Raw genomic sequence first — 18,625 nt, 5'->3', positions numbered from 1 at the left:
GACCAGAAGTAGCCGTCAGGGAAGTTTCAGGGTGGGAATGGCCACTACATCAGGGCCTTTGAAGGAAAACTGCACGGTGCCCAGGCCAAAATGTGTGTCGCGGTAGACCAGCTGAAAATCTTGGTTTTGCGGTAGCCCGGAGGCCTGGAAGATGAGCAGCACTGTGGAGCGACCCGTAGCCCCGTATTGCCGGGGGTAGGCGCTGGTCAGGGCCGGGATGGAGTCATGACCGGCTGTTACCAGAAATACATCGGCGGCAATACCGGTATTGAGGTAGGCCAAGGCATTGGTCAGGGCCGTGGGGTTGGTGATGAACTGATTTTCGATTTCGGCCCCATCTTGAGCGAGCGACAACGTGAAGTACTGCCGGCCCGCAAACTGCCGCCGCACCGAATCTGGGGACGCGGTGATGCTGTTGGGGTTGGCCAGTTCCTGGGCCACCAGCAATTCGGTGGGACGGTAGGCACAGGTGAGTTCAGCACTACCAACGGTAGTGTGCTGCACTAAGCCATGGGCCGGGTCCTGCACGTAGGCGCGCAAAGCCGGGGCCTCCAAGCTGCTCGAGCAGCAGCCGGTAAGGCTCCCACCTAAGCCGGCCAATATCACCAGCCGCTTCAGGAAAGCGTGGCTCATGGCGTGGCGGGATGCTGCTTGGCGTATTGCTCGTTCAAGCCCTTCAGTACCTCCTCGGTTACGTCGGTGCCCTCAGCGGCGTACACGATGTTGCCGTTGTCGGTAGCGCCTAGGATAAAGTCGTAGCCTTTCTCCTTGCCGTACTGCTTGATGTAGGCATTCACCTCATCCAGCACCTCCTTATCCAGCTTCTGCTGTTCAGCCGCAGCCTGCTGCTGCAAGGCCTCACGGTATTGCAGGTACTGCTGCTCCTTGGCTTTGCGGGCCTGGGTAGCCGAGGGCGGCAAGGCGCTCAGCTCCTTAGTCAGCGAATCCAGGTTCAACTGCCAGGTCTTGGCCTTGGCCGTAAAAGCCGCACGCTTGACAATGGCACCTTGGTAACCTTGCATCAACTTAGTGGGGTTTATATACCTTACTAAGGTTTTACACTCAGTTAGCAGCAAGGAAGAAACTAGTAGAATTAAAATCTGAAATTTTATCATATGTTTTTTGGGGAAATTAAAATTAATCTTTCTCTCTTCGTTATAATATTATTATAATATAGTATTACGTTATTATCCTCTTTACCTACAATTATTTGTCTCATATATATCGGATCTTCGTTGCTAGCGCTAAAATAACCAAAAAATATATAATTACTGAAATTATCTTTATATATATACGTTATATTATTGTTTTTAAGTATTTTTAATTTATTCAGTAAACTAGTATTAATTGTATCTGAAATTATTTTAATTGGATCACTCTCAAGGTCTATATCGAAATTTTCAAATGCATTACTTTTTAGCATGCTATCTACTTCAATTATAGTATTTTGAACTTTATTGAAATTATCATTAAAATATATTTGGTCATGTATTTTTTTGTCGCTACATGAACATGAAATTAACAAGGAAACTATCGTGATTTTTCTCATTTTTTTCCAGGCTTGAGATACGCGTTTCTAATCATGGGATGACTATAACCTCTAATTATCATTTGTGTATCCCTTGGGTCATCAAATAGCCCATCTATATTGGTTGGAAATACTAGACTAGGTCTTGAAAATATTTTGGATAATTGATTAAGTCCTGCTGCTTTTTTTGCAAATTCAAGGGAAATACCGAAAGCTTTAGCAGCCAAGCCATAATTATAGTTCCCAAAATCATCGTATCTCATTACTATGCCATGATATCTAACAAACTCGCCACCAAGTTCTCTAGGTGTATATCCTTTGCCTTTTTGCTTTATATCGAAAGGCGCCCCTGTTTTTACTTTATCGCTAAAAAATTTAATTCTTTCTACCAATACATCTTGTACGTTTTTGCCATTGCCAGATTCAATAGCCTGATTGTATGCAGTATTAAACTTCTCATTGGCATCAGAAAAATAATCCCATGTCTGCTTTAGTTGATTATCGAATTTCTCTGTTACATCAGGCACATTTCTTTGTGAAGCTGCTAGTTTGACTAATGCGAGTCCCGTAGAAGTTCTTGTTGACACACTAGTTGCATCAGTAGCTACTTTCATATACCCAGAATTTATATTTTTTAGTTTTGATAAACCTGTACCTGGAGGGTGCGAAAGCCCTCCATCTGGATCTACATCCGACACAGGATTATTCCCCATTCCTACGTAAGGTGAATAAAACTGTCCTTCTGGGTCATATGACATCCACCGACCAATGCGGCTATTGTAAAGGCGCAACTCGAAGCTGTCGTAGCCGGTTTCCTCATCCTTCTCGGTGAACTGGCCCTGGTAGCCATGGCGGTAGCGCTTGTTTCCAACAACGTAGTTGAGACCCGTGAGCGGGGAGCCAAAGGCATACTGGTGTTGCTCCTGTACAATGGCTCCACCAGTATGCTCCACTGTAATTTGGTCGAAGAAGGCATCGTTATCGAAGGAGGCGCTAACGGTGGTCAACTCCAAGTTACCACCCTGGCTCATCCGCACACCGGTTTTCAACTCCTCCCAAGCCATGCCGGCCTGCGCCGTGGCATTCACGGTGCCTTCCTGGATGGTCTGGTTGTTTGCCGGGTCGTAGAGCCGGTAGCGCAGGTACACTGGGGGAACAGCCGCCAGGCTAGCAGTCCGGGCAACTCGTTGGCCCAGCAGGTCAAGAGATACTCCGGCGGTAAGGCGGCTAAGTGCCTGCCCCAGCTTACTGAGGCGGGAAGTGCCTTCCGGGGTGGGCTGGGCTACGCCCTGCGGCACCCCGGCTACCATGGCCCCGGCTACGGCGTAGGGCGTAATGGAGCGGGCTGCTGGGCGGCCCTGGTTGTTGGCCGCGTAGTGTACCATGGATGAGAAGGTAACGGTGTCGCCCTTCTGCACATTGAGGATCGTCTTCTTCGGGCCCACCACTGGTGCACCAGAGGACCGGATACGGGCCGAGTAACTGCCCTGCCACGCAACCCCAGCAACACGGGTAGCGGGTAGGTTCTCAAACTGGCTTTCCTCGGTTTCACGCTGCCCATCTTCCATGGTGGCCAGATAGGTGGCGGTAGTGGGCCGGTGGAATACCACGCGGGCATTGCCGAGCTGGTCGTTCAACTCGTAGCGGGCATCAAAGGCGTTGGTGCCGGTGTTGTCCTCCACGCGGGTGAGCATGCCCAGGCGGCTGGAGCCGTAGAGCGGCAGCTCGGTGAGCTGCTGGGCCTTGCCAGCCCCCTGCTCGTAGGTGCCCAGCACGTTGCCAGCCGCGTCGCGCACGTAGGTGGTGATTCGTTCTACTTGGTAGCCATTGCTGTCATATACGGATTTAGATGAGCGGAAACCCCGGTCGTCGTAGGTATACGTGGCTAGCAAATTACGCCGCGCCGCATCCCGGTACACGCCCGTTACTTTGCCCGTTACATCGTAGCTTAAAAACTTAGAACGCCCCCCCCGGTAGTCTAATTCCCGAGTCATCTGTCCATTCACATCATACTCGTACTCCAACTCCGCGTTGCCCGCCTGGTTTTTTACCCGCGCCAGTTTATTGGTGCCCGGAGTATATTCATAGGTAAAATCATCGGTGGCGAAACCTGCACCATCGCGGCGGCGCATGGTTTGAATATTGCCGTGCGCATCATAGCTCAGGTTACCTTCCTCAAACGGCTTCAGATTGGGGTCGGTGTTGTATTGCAGGAGGGAACCGCCGATCAGCTCACCGTAGTCAGACTGCAGCAGCTGACCTTTCGCATCGTAACGGTAAGCGTAGCTGTGCACTTTGGTAGCGGCGGCCGTGTGCCAGCTGTTGGCTCGTACGCTGCCATCGTAATGGGTTTCAATGGGCTGACTGGTCGAGCTGGTCAGGTTCGGGGCCGTCAGCTGCCGGCTCCGGTAGTCGCCATCGAAATAATCCAGCCGCATACCAAACAGGTCTTTAAGCATCCCGGTGCTAGCGGGGCTGTCCTGACCAGGATCAAGGCCTTTCTGCGCGTTATTGATGCTCTTAAGCCAGCCCTGTACCGTGTAGGCGTAATCCAGCCCTTGCAGATTGCCTGCCAGTTCCACCCGCTTGAGCGGGCCATGCAGGTAATAATGGTAGCGCGCCTGTAGCGTACGGCTCGTCGGTAGCCCGTCGGTAGAGGTATACACGCTACGCAGGCGCTTGTCGGCGTCGTACTCGTACTGGTGGTAGAAAGCATCCGGCTGCCCCTTCTGGTAGGCCACTTCCAGCACGTTACCCAAGAAATCATACGTGTAGTCTACCGTTTTCTTGCCCACGCCCGGCACTTGCTGCACTAGCCAAGTCACGCGGCCCTGGTCATCGTAGCTGTACCACGTCGTGCTGCTGCCGTTGCTGGTTTTGGCCACGGCCCCTAGCACGAACTCCTGAGTACGGTCAGGATCCGGCACGTCACCAGTGGCTTCATCGTACCATACCTGGTTGCGTTGCGAGCAGCGGGCCTGGTCCAGGCCGCCACTGGGGGTACGGTCTTCCAGTAGTTGTAGAACACTGTTCGTTCGCGGGCTGGCGGTGAGATGATTCTCAAATACAAACCCTTGGCTCAGGTCCGTAGCCATGGTGTATTCCCCGGATTCTACCACCCGGCCTACCTCGTCGTAATTGCTATAGGAAAACCGACCTTGCTGCTTCTGGAGAGCACTTTGTGAGAAGCGGATGCGACCGTCGCGGGCATACACGTACTCCGATTTGCCCTTGTCAACGCTTTCCGTGCTAAGTAGTGTGCCTACTCCGCTGTAGGTGTAACGGGTAGTGAAGGCCGGTTGCGTTGTAGAGCTTGTCGAGGGCTGAACAATGGTGTTCCACACCCGCACTTCGTCAAGTGCACCTTGGAAAAACTGCGGGCAGCATTGTCTGCCTCCAATCCAGAATTCCCCCCCGTTGTAGCGGATTGAACCAGCACCGGCGTACGCGGTACCTACTTGCACTCCATTCAGGTAGGCCTTCACGACACCATTATCGTAAGTGATGCCAATGTGTGCCCAGGTATTGAGAGGAACTACAATACCGGTGTTAACCCAGGCCCACCCCGGGTTAGTATTGGCAAAGGCCCACTGGATGGAGCCATCGGCAAAACGAGCTACTTCGTATTCGTTTTCTTTGTTCAGGATGATGCCGTCTTTGTTGGCAGTAGGATAAATCCACGCCTCCAAAGTCAATGTATTCGTCATCCGTAATGCTGGGGCATCTCCAACGCGAACGTAGTCATCCTGTCCATCGAATAGCACACAACTTCCGCCTGCTGGAGATGTCAGTGGATTCGATGGGATATAAGTAGCTTCTATTTTCAATACCTTCACTTGTCCCCCACACGGATCAATACCAAGTGTATTGTTATCGGCTGAGATAGAAATTACTGCCGGATTATTTGCGAGCTGTGCTGCAGCCAAGCTGCTTACCCGGTCCGTTACATCAGCGCTACAGGCCGGATCAAACGTAAAGGAAGCACAGTCATTTCCCTGCCCGGTACCGTACCGCGCTGACTTGATACCTGTAATACGAGTGCCGGCGGGCGCGTTCAGATCGAGTGTTCCCTGGTGCTCTGTTTTTAATCCGCACAAAGTTCCGGAAGTACCTGCAGAAGCAGTCCAAGCAGCCCCATTTAGGAGAGTACCTGAAAGGGGATTACCAGAGGATTCTGCCGTAGTTACGCCGGTTCCTTCATTAAACGACCATTGGCCGACCCTTCCAGTGGGCGCATTACCCGCTTGAGTTGCAAGTGAACCTACTCCTCTGGGCGCGACAGTCGCTACTACCCGGCGAGCATCATCATAGAAGGAATAGCTGAAGTCCCCGTAACGTGCCAGGTAACGAACCGATTGGTTGTTCCGGGTGGAGAGGACACGGTAGAAACCAGGTGCCAGCGAAATCGTAGGCCACGGATACGAGTAGGATGTTACAGCATCCGTGGTGAGATTAAGAATATCCAGGGAACCATCCCCCCCAATTGTTAAAGTTGCTGGCCCGGCAGCTGGAATGTGAATGTCCTGGTATACAGGTAATCCCGAGGTATTAGCTGGGTCAGAGTGAATGGCTGCCTCTACAACCACTCCCGTGTATTGAGGTCCACTCAGGCAAGTGGCCAGCACTTGTCCTTCTTTATCGGCGAAGGAAATACTCTCTTTTCCTTCCGTGTCGACGCTGATTGACTTGAGGCCCTGAAGTTTCAGCGATACTCCCGTTGGAGTAGGGACAAACGAGGACCGCATGCTCAGGTAATGATCCAACTCATTGAGCATGGGAAGCTCCCGGGATTTGGTCTCCCGGCCAGCACCCATCCGAAAAACTTCTCCAGGTCCTGCAGCGCGCTTTATTCCTCCTAAGGGTCCGCCATATTCTTCTGTTAGACTAAAGGGATAGGCGGTTGCGGGAGTTAACGGCTCCAGCGCGTTCTGGCTGCTGTAGTAGTAACGTAGGGTGCCGATTCCTGTATAGTCTGGCACATCCGGGTTAGAGGATTTGGCCCCCTCAAAATTGATAGGGCCGTAATCGTATCCGCCTACTGTAAAAAATTTCTCTTTGTAACTGAATGCAGCATTATTGATGGGGGCGGCCAAGGTGGAAAGCACCGGTTTACCCCCAGAGCTATACACCGTCTGCGTAGCCAGAATATGACCAGCTGTTTGGTTTTTTACCTGACTTTGTATACCACGACCCAGTGCGTCAGTAAATGATTTGCTTTCGCCAACGACATTCCCATTCTCGTCGTATGAGCGGCTCATGCGCCAGTTTCGAGCCAGATCCTGCGAAGGAGCAGAAGGTGGTGTATGTATTTTAGCTGTGTTTGAAACTAGCTGCAGTACCTCCGTTGTGGACAAGGCCCGATCATAGACACGTACATCGTCATAATATCCATCAGCAGAAAACTGGCTGTCTGGTGAGCCGAAAGTTAATTCTGTCCACGCATTAGGTAAACGCATGGTGGTACGACTTCCAACCTCTATTCCATTCTTGTATAGCCGTCCTGTACCAGTAGTCGCATCACTAGCAGCATCCTTTTCGAAGGTAAACGTATATAGTTGCCATCTCAATTGTGACGATGACGCATTTACTTCAAATGTTCCTGGGGCTGTTGTAATCCGGTTACCTAGATCCGTCCCTGCATAAATAGTTCCATCTGGTGAGGTATGGAAGAGAAAGCCACCCCACCAGCCAGCTTTGACAGCTTGCGTCCAAGCCCCCCGCGTATTAGGAGCTACCCACCAAGAAATAGTGAAGCGGGCGGGTTGCCAAGAAAGTGGTATACGTAGTGTCTTAGATCCAGATAGGAATAATGCACCACTATCCACAATTCGGCCGGAAACTACACCAGCTGTCCCATTATCTATAAAGGCAGAATGGCCGGAGCCGGACACATCTTGAGCGAGATTGCCTGCTTGCTCATCCAATTGCAGCCAGGTGACTAAACCGTTTGTCAAGCCGGTCGGTCCGGTCGTTTGCGCTTGGGAAGCTGTGACTAGGCTTACCAATAGCGGGAAAATAAAAGAACCAGAGCGTAGCAGGTGCTTCATGCAAGCAACGATATATGAGAAACTATACTGGTCGGATGAACTAGGCACAAGAATACCTGTTACCCTAACTGGAGGTAATCAGACGGCCGCTCTTCAAAGGCGAGAGGCTTTAGCAGCAATAGGAATGGCCAACGGGGAATAGGACGGAATGTAGGTGGTTGGCGCACCAAGTCGCAACAAATATAGAATGTGGAATTACAAGTCGGATGAATATTTTCCTATTTTGAGTATAACCTATTATGGATAAGGACTATACCGTAGATTCCAATGGTGCTACCACTTCTTGGTGATCCAGAGTACGGTTTTTGGTGCATTGAGGCATGATTTAAGCGACCATCTGTTGCGGCAAGTGATATAGCACGGCGTTGCGTAAGGATGAACATAGCAATGGCAAATTCAACCGGCGCGGATTGACTACATAGGTCCCCGGCGAGATTGAAATTGCCCCGGCCCAAGCTGGCTAGGCAAATAGGCACCGTGCGCGTCCGCTACGTGCGCAACGCCGGCGCCGGCGGGCTGGAAGAAATAGGCATGCGGCAGCTGCTCAACGCACTGCGCCGCATCAAACGTGTGCCCGATGACCGGCAGGCCAACGTACTTATTCACTTGCGGGAAAAAGTGCAGTAGCTGCCCGCGGCAGATAAGCGTCGCCTAGTAGAGGTCCTTGTTGCAACGGGGCAGATTGTGCGAAGCACTTATCAAGTAGGATTTGGCCTTCTTATAGCAGCGAGGGATAAAATTACCCTAAGCTCCAAACCGTGTCCCAATCACTACTGCCGTTCGCGGCCTTCCTAAATCACCCTTTAAGTGAACGATGGCGCGACCTATGAGGGCCTCGGCGGGCTTTACGTTTACGACTATTGGCTACTGCACTTGAGTGCTGAAGTTGCCATCGGAGATAGTTTTTGTAGCCCCTGTGCTTAGGCTATGTCCGGCAAAGTGGAATGTGCCGGTAACGGTGCCGCCAGCATACTCAGTGACTGTGTTGGTGCCGCTGCCCACCACCTGGCTAGCGGTGGTTCCGGCGTAGTACCCCTCTGGACTATCGGGAGCGCTCCGGTCGAAACACATGCTCCCGACCGCCGGAGTGGTAAGGTTATATATACCCACCTCCTTCGGAAATTTTACATAGAGGCTGAGTGCCGGGCTGGTGTAACTTGGGGAACGTAGGTGCTGATAAGGATACTGTCCGTCCGTTGAACGGCCTAGAGGTTGGCGGAGGCAGTGTACTTCTGCCCGTCAACCGAAAAGCTCATGGTTTTCGTGGGAACAGGAGGTTTTGAGCCGGAGCAGCTCAGGAAGGCATCCAACAGAAAAGAGCTGAGGTAGAAAGCCAGGAATACTAGGCGCACAGCGGTAAAGAAAGGAACAAAGTAAAGGTATGCTGATTGGGCTGAATCGCTATAGCAGTCCTTCTTATAGCAGCGGCGGGACTTGGAGTAATTTTAGTAGGATGGTCAACACTCAGGTGACATAGCGCAACAATCAGGTAACTGGCCACTTTTAGAAACGACTTTTTATCAGTCAAAGTAGGCTAGCTCGTCACCAATCAATGTTTTGACGAGAGTGCCGCTACTCAGAAGACCTAGTTGACTGATAAAAAGTCGTTGTTCACCCGCTAGCCGGAATGGTAAGAAACCTTAAGGGAGTATGTAACACATGAAACCCAATAAATAAATAGTATAATTAAGTATTAAAATAATACAATCACAAAATTTAATTATGAACTTTTTTGTGCTTCTCCTTTTGCTGCTTTTCTCCCAACCGCCCACGTTATATACCTATACCTTAAAAGCTATTGTTTTGGACTTGCGCGCGTATCAACAACTTGTGTATTTTTATGGTATTTGTCTATTTGCAAGGCTCACAACTTGCTGTTTTACTGCTTATTACAAGCTTTTAGTACGACTTTTTATCAGCGAACTACGACTTTTTATCAGTTAAAAACGACTTTTTATCAGTCATTATGTAAGGTAAAAACGACTTTTTATCAGTTAAAAACGCCTTGTAAAAACGGTTGTCGTTTTTAGCTATCTCTCTATATTTGTCATCTATCCCGCCTACCTATGGAAGCATCTGAATCACTGGAAGTCAGGCAGCATAATGCCATCACTACGGCCCGCTATGATTACACAGCTTGTCAGCTGGATCTCCTATTCTTTCTGCTCTCCAAGCTACGCCGGGAGATAAGCCCAATCAGGAGTACCAAATTCACATGAACGAGGTAGTGGCCATGACCGGGCGTGAGTGGCACTACAAGCAACTGAAGGAAGCCACCGAGTCCATGGGCTCGCGCATGTTCGAGGTGGAGAACGACCATTCGTACGTGCAGCTGTGGATGTTTCAGAAGGTGGAGTACGTCAAGGGCCAGGGCTTCCTGCGAATTCGCCTTTCGGAAGACATTCGGCCGTACCTGTTCGAGCTGAAGAATAACTTCACCTCCTACCAGCTATTTTCCGCCCTGAAGATCTCCAGCAAGTATGCCAAGCGTATTTACCAGCTGGCCTCGCAGTGGAAGGATATCGGGGAAACGAAAACCTACGATCTGGATGAGTTCAAGCACATGCTTAAGCTCAAAGATCCCAAGGGGAGAGAGCCGGAGCAGTTTCAGCGCATCAGCGACCTGAAGGCCAAGGTACTCGACATTGCCGTGCGCCAGATCAATGAGAATACGGAGCTCAAGATCGGGTACACCCTGCTCAAGCAGGGGCGCTCCTTCAACGCCGTGCGCTTCTACGTGACCAAACAGCAGCCCAAGCAGCTCCCGATTCCGTTCGACGAATCCCCCGAGCAGGCGAAGCTCCTGATGGCTCGCCGGCACCTGGAGTCGCTCGGCATCAAGGACCAGAAGCTCGTTGCCCAGATCATCGGGGACGAAGGACTCGTAAATGAGCTGTTCAAATTCATGTACCGTCTGAAAACGGATAAGATTAAAGCCAACAAGAACCCGGCCGGTCTGCTATTAACTGTGCTCGGGCTCAAATCACCGGCCAAGAACGCGTAGTCTGAAGCTTCTCCCCTACCCTGCCATGACCTCTCACAACCAAGAAGCTTATCGTGCACTCAGAGCCTATCTGACGCACTTACTGACCGATCCACAGGACAAGGCCCTGGAGGACATCCCGGCTCCGCTACGTGCCAGCGTAGAGGCTTTTATGCAAGGCAAGACAGTATATCATGATGCCACTGACCGGCCCGTCATCTACGCGCACGATCTGGCGGCCTGGGCCCACCAGGTCGTTCACGTCTCCGGTCTGGAATACCCGGTCGCATTGTCCACCGTTGACGTTGACCGCCTGCGCCAGGCCATGGCAGCATGAGTGAGTGGGAGGAAATTGAGCGTCTGACAGCCTTGGTAAACCAACTGCCCGAGGCGGACCGGCTATCACGTCAACAGTTGAACCACGTGCTAGTATCGGCCCACTCAACGATGATCGAGGGGTCGCGGGTAACCGTACAGTCGGCCTTCGACTTCCTGGTGAAGGAAGAGGCTGTCATCGATCCGACATTGCCGTGGGATGGCTACGACATGCTGGCCGACCACGCGCAGGCATTGGATATGGCCCTGCAGTGGGCCGACGAGAAGCGCCCCGTCTCGGTGCAACTGCTGCAGGAGATGGCCGGCGCCGTGATGCGGACCACCGGATTGCGGACCAACAGCATCCTGGGTAGTACGGATGCTGCCCGGGGCGACTTCCGCGTCGACAAGGTATCCATCATGGGTGCCAGTTCATTCCCCAATGCCCAGAAAGTCCCTGCCATGGTGGAGCAGCTTACTCAGAGGCTCCGTCAACGCATGAATACCGCCACAACGCTGCAGGACCAACTGTACATTGCCTTTGATGCACACCAGCAGCTTGTAAGCATCCATCCATTCAATGACGGCAACGGCCGCACCTCCCGTCTGCTGATGAACTACATCCAACAGTATTTCGGGCAGCCTCTTACTGTTGTGTTCCGCGAGGACAAGAGAGAATACTTCGCAGCGTTGGAGGCCAGCCGTCAGAGTGAGGATTTAGATGTGTTTCGAATATTCATGGTATCCCAGCACATTAAATCATTGAATCACTATTTTTTGAGCAGCTAGATTTACAACTAATTCTACAACATATATAACTTCTATATTTAGTTTAAAACAATGTTGCATCGTTGTGATTCATACAGTCAATGTACCAATCGTAGGGGCCTGTGAGAAAACGGAACGATAGCACATTCAGGAAATTGATCATTATCCAGAACCCTTAGTTGTCTCCTTCGCTTCGTTATGCAAAAACCCGTTCCACCGCCGCAGTACTGGACCGCTGAGGCTGCGCAATGGGCTGCCCAGCAGTTAGGGCTTAGATACCACGATGGCATGCAGGACTGGCCGTGGGAGGTGGCGGAGACGGCAGACTTGGCGCAATACTTCTGCTTGTACGGTCAAATCAATGGTCACGCCGCCCCGGCACGACGCATCGTCGTGCTGGAATTGATCCTAGAAGCGGCTTCTAACGGCGCGTTGACCGACGACGAATTACGGGCCGCGTGGCCCCATATCAAGGCGCTGTTATACCACGACCCTGAAGCGCTCGTCACGACGGCCGAGTATTGGTGCGTCTGGCAGGCGGAAGAAGCCAACCTAGACGAGGAGGCGTTTCGCCTCTCACCCTTCCTACGCGAGTGGTGGCGTACCCACTACCCCCTTCCCGCGCCGACGGCTCCAGAATAACCATTCAACCATCACACTCGGCTCCATGGCTAAGCTGTCCATGAAAACGGTCAAACTACCTAATTCACTGTATTTTCGACTTTCAGATAACTCTACACTATCAACTGGTTTTACAACTAAAAGAGCAACTATTTCGAGTTGCTCTTTTTCGTCATCTTTCCAATCTTTTCCTTCACGGCAGCCAATACAAAGTCGTGAATTGAAATACGGTCGCGCTTCGGCAAGCTGTCCTGAATAGCTCGAATCTGCGCCAACTCGCTCTCGTAGATTTTGAAGGTAAAGGACTTGAGTTTGTCTTCTTCAGGCTCCGCTTTGGCAGTACTGGTAGCCGGCTCGAGCACTGATCCCCCCTTGTTGATCATCTCCTGCATCGCAGCATTAGACAATGAAGTCGGAGGCGTAGGAGGGAGGCCCAGTTTAGGTTTCTTGATGGCCATGGGTTGTACTTTATATTGTCGTAACGCATCTGTTTAAACAAGTTTTTTTAGTTGTAAAACTAGATGCGTAAATGGTTTACTTTCTAGTTGCTTCTATTGCTGCTTGCATGCTCTGGCACAGCTCGTTGATTTCGGCGGTGGCTTTGTCATCTGTGGATTTCATCTCCAATACACCCAGCCCAGCAGCTGCAGCATTAGCAAAGGAGATACGATTGCCTACCGATGTCTCTAGGAACTGCAGGTACTCAGAGCCCCGCAACAACTCCGCCGCTTCTTCCTTGTAGGTGCCGCGGGCGTCGGCCTTGTTGATGAAGGTGAGCGAACACAACCCGGGATTGAATGGAGCTACCTCGGCTATCAGGTTCTCCACTTTGCGTAGCGTCCAGATGTCGAGCGAGCGGGGAGCAAATGGAACCAGGTACACGTGCGAGATGGTCAGAGCCGAGCGCTGGCTGACGGTATCCCGGCCACCAGTATCAATGACAATGTCGTCGCATTTCGTGGCCAAGCGCTGCACCTGAGCATTGAGTTCGCGGCCCGTCACTTTAACGGCGGTGTAACCCAAGTCGCCGTCTAGTGACTGGTGACGAAAAGACGTGAAGTCCGTAGCCGACTCCTGATCGTCGGCATCAATGAGGATGACGTCACGGCCTTGCTGGAGCAGGTAGATCGTCAGATTCGTTGCTATCGTGGTTTTACCACTGCCTCCTTTAATGCCACCTACTGTGTAGATCATGTTGTCGTATTTGAACTGGTATGGGTTGTCTATTTAGTTGTAAAACTAGTTGTTCAATTTGAACTAGCAATAGAACGCTACTATTTGGTAGTCGGCTGCTGTCATGGATGTATCAGGGTGCTTAATATGTTGAGGCACCACAGCGGGAACATCAGTGCAGCTGGCGAAAACAAGAGTACGAATGCTACCCTTCCAGCCCGCGGATATGTTGGATCGCGCCAGCGTTGCCACGAATGGGAAAGATAGGCACAGGCGCCAAAGCAGGTACAGATAAATAAGAAATAGGCGGGGATAACTATAAGAAAGGATGCCTCATCTTCCCAAGCAGGCCTTCCGCTCTCTACTGTATTATAGCTCCATAGAGTATACATTAATATCCATGTACCTGCAGCCAAGGCAAGTAGCAATGCATATCGGAACTCAGGCAGAGCAGTAATTGACTTCATCGGAGCAACTGGCTTATTGCTGCTTTATGCTTCGGCTCCGTCGGAAGTAACCACCTATAGTAATGACATCGAATACGGACAGCATATTGACTTCCTGGTAATGCGGCGATGTCTAGTAGCGGCATATCGCCAATTGATAGCATAACCATGGCATTCGGTCCCTACGCATGTTCCCAACAGCTACCTTCTGCCCATCCATATATAGGAAGACAGTTCGTATATACCCTGTTCTGTGCACTATCATTAAACTGCTCTATTGCAATACATTGCACATGTAGCCAGCATTTTGCAACCCAGATGTTATACATCGCTGAATAGTGATATTTTATATGTCATTATATTCAATAAATAATATCTAACGTAACAATGCCCTTTTGGCTAGCCTTCTAATTCCTATTTGCGCTGGTTTGCTGACCCTATAACTCCTGCTACTCAATCTGCCTAACATTCTCCAGGATAGGGGGCTTTTGCCTGAATATCCATACGGGCGACTCACTCGGCTTCTACCGTTACTCATACGACATCTGTTGTCTGCAAACGCCTTGGGTAGCCTGTGGTGTAGCACTCACGCTACCTCCGTGGTGAAAAGGTGGAACCTGCTGGCTTTCCTCCTTGCCACCCCACAGCTTTGTAAAAACCTTCGCCCATGAGCTTGCATTTTCGCCTAAAAAACCTGCGCCTGATGCGCAACCTGAGCCATCAGCAGATCACGAAGTGGTCGTGCTGCCGCATATGCAGGTCATCCCAGCTGCCCCAGCGCCGGGAGAAGCGCGTTTGGTTGACGTAGCCCACCCAGCTCTGCTGCTCGCGCACAAACTGCTTCTTCGCCCGCATGGCAGCTCGAGCAGCAGCGCCAGGGCCCCGAACAATAAGGCCCCCGCCAGCCAGCATCGGATAAGGCAAGTCGGTTGCGCATCAGGTCCAGCCGCCCCACCACACGGGGGGGCCAACCGGCGGCAGTGCTACGGCCCGCCCGGCGGGAAAATAGAATGGAATTTCCCGTTGGTAGAATTTTTACCTGTACTTGCTTTGGGTGACCACGCGCTGACTAGACCCGAAGTCTATCTAATCGTTAAAAACGCCGTAGGTACCCTTCCTGACCAGCTCCCAGTGGCGGCCATGAGGCAATCAACGATAAGAACCGATGGATTTCAAACCAGTTGTGAAAGAAGCCTATTTAGGCGTTATCAAGGGCGCATGCAACCGCGTGCTGCACTTTGAGGTTGACGACAGTATCAACAGCTTGCTGCGCCTACTTATAGTTGAGCCGCCTAAGGCTGATGAAGTTCTACTCATCACCGATAAGTTTTTCTTATACCAAGCACTGTGGAAGGCAACTCTGGAACTGCTATATGAGGAATTCTTGCCTCTTTTTCCTTACGAGCATACCTGGCAGATGGAGGTTACACCCTACACCATGCTGCTCTGTGAACTCACGGCGGAGCTGGCCACCACTCGCGAGTTGGACGATCTACAAACGCTGACGCAGATCACAGACGAGCAACTGGAGTCGGATTTTCAGGATGTTGCGGAGAAAACAGGCCTTACCCGCCTGGGCTTCGGCAACGGCTTGGCCAATCTATTGCCACCTTCCCTACTGCCTCGCACGCGCCGGGAAGAGTTGCTGCTGCTGTTTCGGCTCATGAACTTCCCGCCGCTGACGGAGTTGGCTCTTTTCCAGAACCGCTACAATGCCGCGTTGCGCCATCAGTTCGAACGTCTTGCCATTGCCTTTTCGGCCGTTGCGAAAGTTCAAGCACCCTCATTTGGAATGCCGGAGGCCTTGCGAAACTCCTATTTTCCGGTTGACCACGAATTATTCAAACGCTACGGCCTCACCGGGTTTGAGCAGGAGCCCGAACTTACTTCTTTCAAAGAGGACTTTGCCGCTATTCGGCGCTTGGCGGCAGCCAATAAAGCGCACTTTAGGGACGATGTCATTTGCCCGTGCTGCGGGGACAAAACGACCATTGAAGTACCAGAGGAAGTACTGCAGTACAAATACTTGGTTGATAACAAGAAGCTGGGCATTGCTATTGGACTCTTGCACTTGCAGGAGTTTCGGGATAACTATACACAAAACTTGGCCAAGCACCTGAATCAGTTTCTCCCCGAGTTAAACCGCATCGACAATCCAGAATGCTTGATTTTAGTGGAAGGCGAGAGCGAGGAAATCGCGATTCCCATTCTTGCCTTCCGCAAACACTTCATCTTGTCACAGCGCGGCATTCAAGTGTACAACTCCAAGTCCAAGGAGAAGCTTGCCGCCGATTTCCTCACGTTCCGGGCCAAATACCCAAACCGCAAGATGATTTGCCTGCTGGATTCGGATGCCAAAAAGGAGCGGGACAACATCGAGCGTATCGTGAAAGATAACAAGCACAAGTACCGGATGGTATTCATCGAACAGGGCACCTTCGAGGACTTGTTCGAATTACCCTATGCCGTGCAAACGCTCAATGAATTGTATCCCGATGGTGAAGAAATTTTGGTATCTGACTTCGACACCACGAAAGACTTCCTCTCCAACGTGAAGCGCATAATGTTTCAGAAAAAGCAGGCCACTTTCGATAAAGTCGCGTTTGCTAAGTTGATTTCGCTCCGCGTCGATGTGGACCAGTTGCCTACGGAAATCAATCAAATTTTGGACATAGCCCAGGATTTTACCCGGGCAACCACCTATTTCAAAAACAGATAAGCCTTCAAACAAAGTGGGTTTGCGGCGAAAGCGGCGTTGTTTTAGGAAGCCGTAATTTTGGGACTAAACTTTTAATCAAGGCCACTTCTAACTACACTACCCCATTCTATGAATCAATCCGTCACGCGGTACAAGCGGGCTCGTAAAAAAGCCAAGGAATCCTTTTCTGACTTAGCCCTGAAGGGTATTGAAAAAAGCGAGGTTCTGCTCGGTAAAGCCAAAAAAGGAGTGAAGTTCTATCAGAAACATCCAACGGCTTGCAAACTAGGCGCTCTCGCAGCCGTGGGGCTGCTGGTCTATCTGAGCAAAAAGGACGATAAGCAAGCCGGAGAGCCGGCGTCCGCGTCTGCTCTTTCGCACTGAACCGGGTAGGCAGATTAGCTATTGTCTACCAAGAGGCGCAAATAGCTTACGCGTGTAACCCGGGGAGTAAGCACTACACGGCCAGCACGGTCATAGCGAACCCTGTGCAAAGCCCCTCGCGTCACTTCCTGAGGATAGCGAGCGAGGGGCTTTGCCGTGGCGCATACTGTTGTGGGGCGTTGAGACCTCGTCAAGGCGACTTACTGTAAGTCGCAGGAAGGCCGACTAGTCGCCTTTCTTATGCTTATGCGGTTTCAGATCGGGGTGTTTCGGTCTGTTTTCTTCCGTGACCCGTCTTCTTCTGTCCGGAGTACCATCTTCTTTCTTAGGCTTAGGGCCGGGTTTGATAGCCATGGTAATTGGTAGTGGTTATGGGTACAACAGGTATCTACGTGTTGGAATATACACGCTTATCGGATAAGAAGAAACGATCGGCCAGCCGTTTAATAACCTTTACTTCCTGCCGGACAGCAAACTGAGCAACTACAGCACCTGACTAGTTGCCCGGAGCGCGGAAACGTGTGCTATTAGTAAAACTATCACGCCGCAATAGCATTGTATTCAGCTCGTATAGGTACGTTAGGCCCGGTATAAGATCACTGAGAGTGGGCAAAGAAGGCTGATAAGCCTCTGACACACGTGGTAGTTTAACTTTCTATTTTACTTACCCTACATGAAAGTATCTGAAGTGTCGTCCGAATCACTTGTAACCATGGGATTGTTCGCCCTCTACGCGGCCGGTTACCTGATTGTGAATATGTACCTAGCGACTCACAATCTGACAGAAGCAAGTTGGTTGAGCTTTAACTATATCAAAGCGGGCATCAGCTTCTTAGGCTTTACGCTACCTCCCGTACTAATAGCCTACTATAGCACGCACGAACAAGAGCAGGTACCTATACCTATCGTGGATGCCGCGTTTGCCGTGCTGGGAGCTCTTGGGTATGGATGCGTTGCGTTCACCATAACGGGGAGCTTCTCGGCAACGGCTGAATCGGTTACGCCCATGAAAGTAGTGATCATAGCCGGCGCATTTGTTGCAGCCAGTATATGCTTATTTGCGGCGCTTAAACCGGCTGCGGATACCCCTAACTGGGGCAAAAAGCATGGACTGCCGTGGTTCTACCTACTACTGGCTGTTGTAATAATATGGGTAGGCGTATATGGCATGAGCTTACTCATCCTGTACTTCATCTCCAGTGGAGTGGTCTGCCAAGTAATAGTTCGGCAGATGCGCCGGATTAGGGAAAAACCTTCGCTCCAGCGAGCAGTGTGGACTGCTATAGCAGGCATTACTTTTCTCCTGGTAGCGTGCGTGTTATACGGAGTGCTCTTCTATCGCTGGATGCCGTTGCAGTTGGGCGGTGGGCGGCCCTACTTCACCCGCTTTTACCTGCAGGCAGAAGCGCTTGACAAGCTGGTAAAAAGTGGGGCTATTACCTCCCCAGCTGTGCTGCAGGCACCTGTCGAGGTGGTGTACATCTCGGAAAAAAATTACTACGTGCTGGTTAATGGCAATGCGGTTCCCTTACCCATCGAGAGCATAACTGGATATGCAGGAACCGGCACCCAAAATCTCTGACCGAATTGCCTAACGTCGCAAAAGGCAAGCAGTTAAGGCAGTAGTTCAGAAGAAAAGATTCGACACCTACTTTGTAGGCG

At 51.1% G+C, this 18,625-nt stretch carries 15 protein-coding genes and 1 pseudogene; 9 read left to right on the top strand and 7 right to left on the bottom strand.

Translation table 11 applies throughout. The features are described 5' to 3' along the window. Positions 1–15 precede the first annotated feature (15 nt). The 3 genes from FGZ14_RS20830 to FGZ14_RS20820 form a co-directional block, all read right to left on the bottom strand. Positions 16–633, bottom strand: coding sequence for a hypothetical protein (locus FGZ14_RS20830; RefSeq protein ID WP_139926242.1), 618 nt, complete (start codon positions 631–633; stop codon positions 16–18). Continuing rightward, entirely contained in the window at positions 630–1,115 is a 486-nt protein-coding gene (locus FGZ14_RS20825; RefSeq protein ID WP_139926240.1) for an OmpH family outer membrane protein, read from the bottom strand. Before FGZ14_RS20825 ends, FGZ14_RS20830 begins: the two co-directional genes overlap by 4 nt. A 430-nt stretch (positions 1,116–1,545) precedes the next feature. Beyond that, positions 1,546–7,575 carry a LamG-like jellyroll fold domain-containing protein gene (locus FGZ14_RS20820; protein WP_139926239.1) on the bottom strand — a complete coding sequence of 2,010 codons (6,030 nt, stop codon included), beginning with the start codon at positions 7,573–7,575 and terminating at the stop codon, positions 1,546–1,548. Between the two features lie 435 nt (positions 7,576–8,010). Between FGZ14_RS20820 and FGZ14_RS20815 the strand changes: the two genes are divergently transcribed. Next, positions 8,011–8,202, top strand: a complete 192-nt coding sequence (locus FGZ14_RS20815) for a hypothetical protein (RefSeq protein WP_139926237.1) — start codon at positions 8,011–8,013, stop codon at positions 8,200–8,202. Positions 8,203–8,780: 578 nt separating this feature from the next. Here FGZ14_RS20815 and FGZ14_RS21840 read toward each other — a convergent pair. Continuing rightward, on the bottom strand, positions 8,781–8,927 hold the full coding sequence (locus tag FGZ14_RS21840; protein WP_180754658.1) for a hypothetical protein: 147 nt from the start codon (positions 8,925–8,927) through the stop codon (positions 8,781–8,783). A gap of 714 nt (positions 8,928–9,641) precedes the next feature. Here FGZ14_RS21840 and FGZ14_RS22385 point away from each other — a divergent pair. The 5 genes and pseudogenes from FGZ14_RS22385 to FGZ14_RS20795 all read left to right on the top strand — a co-directional run. Continuing rightward, a pseudogene (locus FGZ14_RS22385) lies at positions 9,642–10,021 on the top strand (replication initiation protein); the annotation flags it as partial. 117 nt (positions 10,022–10,138) lie between these two features. Then, positions 10,139–10,579 carry a hypothetical protein gene (locus tag FGZ14_RS22380; RefSeq protein WP_374221717.1) on the top strand — a complete coding sequence of 147 codons (441 nt, stop codon included), beginning with the start codon at positions 10,139–10,141 and terminating at the stop codon, positions 10,577–10,579. 25 nt (positions 10,580–10,604) lie between these two features. Beyond that, positions 10,605–10,895 (top strand): hypothetical protein, encoded by a 291-nt coding sequence (locus FGZ14_RS20805; RefSeq protein WP_139926236.1) that lies wholly within the window; start codon positions 10,605–10,607, stop codon positions 10,893–10,895. Beyond that, complete coding sequence (locus tag FGZ14_RS20800; protein WP_139926234.1) at positions 10,892–11,662, top strand: Fic family protein; 771 nt, start codon at positions 10,892–10,894, stop codon at positions 11,660–11,662. Before FGZ14_RS20805 ends, FGZ14_RS20800 begins: the two co-directional genes overlap by 4 nt. 177 nt (positions 11,663–11,839) lie before the next feature. Further along, positions 11,840–12,283, top strand: a complete 444-nt coding sequence (locus tag FGZ14_RS20795; RefSeq protein ID WP_139926232.1) for a hypothetical protein — start codon at positions 11,840–11,842, stop codon at positions 12,281–12,283. 128 nt (positions 12,284–12,411) lie between these two features. Here FGZ14_RS20795 and FGZ14_RS20790 read toward each other — a convergent pair whose 3' ends face one another. From FGZ14_RS20790 to FGZ14_RS22200, 3 genes are all read right to left on the bottom strand, one after another. Continuing rightward, positions 12,412–12,720 (bottom strand): hypothetical protein, encoded by a 309-nt coding sequence (locus tag FGZ14_RS20790; RefSeq protein ID WP_125433715.1) that lies wholly within the window; start codon positions 12,718–12,720, stop codon positions 12,412–12,414. Positions 12,721–12,796: 76 nt separating this feature from the next. Next, positions 12,797–13,456, bottom strand: coding sequence for an AAA family ATPase (locus FGZ14_RS20785; RefSeq protein ID WP_139926230.1), 660 nt, complete (start codon positions 13,454–13,456; stop codon positions 12,797–12,799). Positions 13,457–14,601: 1,145 nt separating this feature from the next. Further along, positions 14,602–14,736: a hypothetical protein gene (locus tag FGZ14_RS22200; protein WP_257883443.1), complete on the bottom strand. Its 135-nt coding sequence runs from the start codon at positions 14,734–14,736 to the stop codon at positions 14,602–14,604. Between the two features lie 310 nt (positions 14,737–15,046). Here FGZ14_RS22200 and FGZ14_RS22195 point away from each other — a divergent pair, with 310 nt between their 5' ends. From FGZ14_RS22195 to FGZ14_RS20770, 3 genes are all read left to right on the top strand, one after another. After that, positions 15,047–16,600, top strand: coding sequence for a hypothetical protein (locus FGZ14_RS22195; protein WP_257883442.1), 1,554 nt, complete (start codon positions 15,047–15,049; stop codon positions 16,598–16,600). Between the two features lie 108 nt (positions 16,601–16,708). Further along, the gene (locus FGZ14_RS20775) at positions 16,709–16,963 is read left to right on the top strand and encodes a hypothetical protein (protein ID WP_044019292.1); all 255 of its coding nucleotides are present in this window, start codon (positions 16,709–16,711) and stop codon (positions 16,961–16,963) included. A 673-nt stretch (positions 16,964–17,636) separates the two neighbouring features. After that, positions 17,637–18,545, top strand: coding sequence for a hypothetical protein (locus tag FGZ14_RS20770; RefSeq protein WP_044019291.1), 909 nt, complete (start codon positions 17,637–17,639; stop codon positions 18,543–18,545). The last annotated feature ends 80 nt before the right edge of the window (positions 18,546–18,625 follow it).

The organism is Hymenobacter sp. DG01 (assembly GCF_006352025.1).
Lineage (GTDB): Bacteria > Bacteroidota > Bacteroidia > Cytophagales > Hymenobacteraceae > Hymenobacter.
This window is presented reverse-complemented; position numbering and strand designations above follow the sequence as displayed.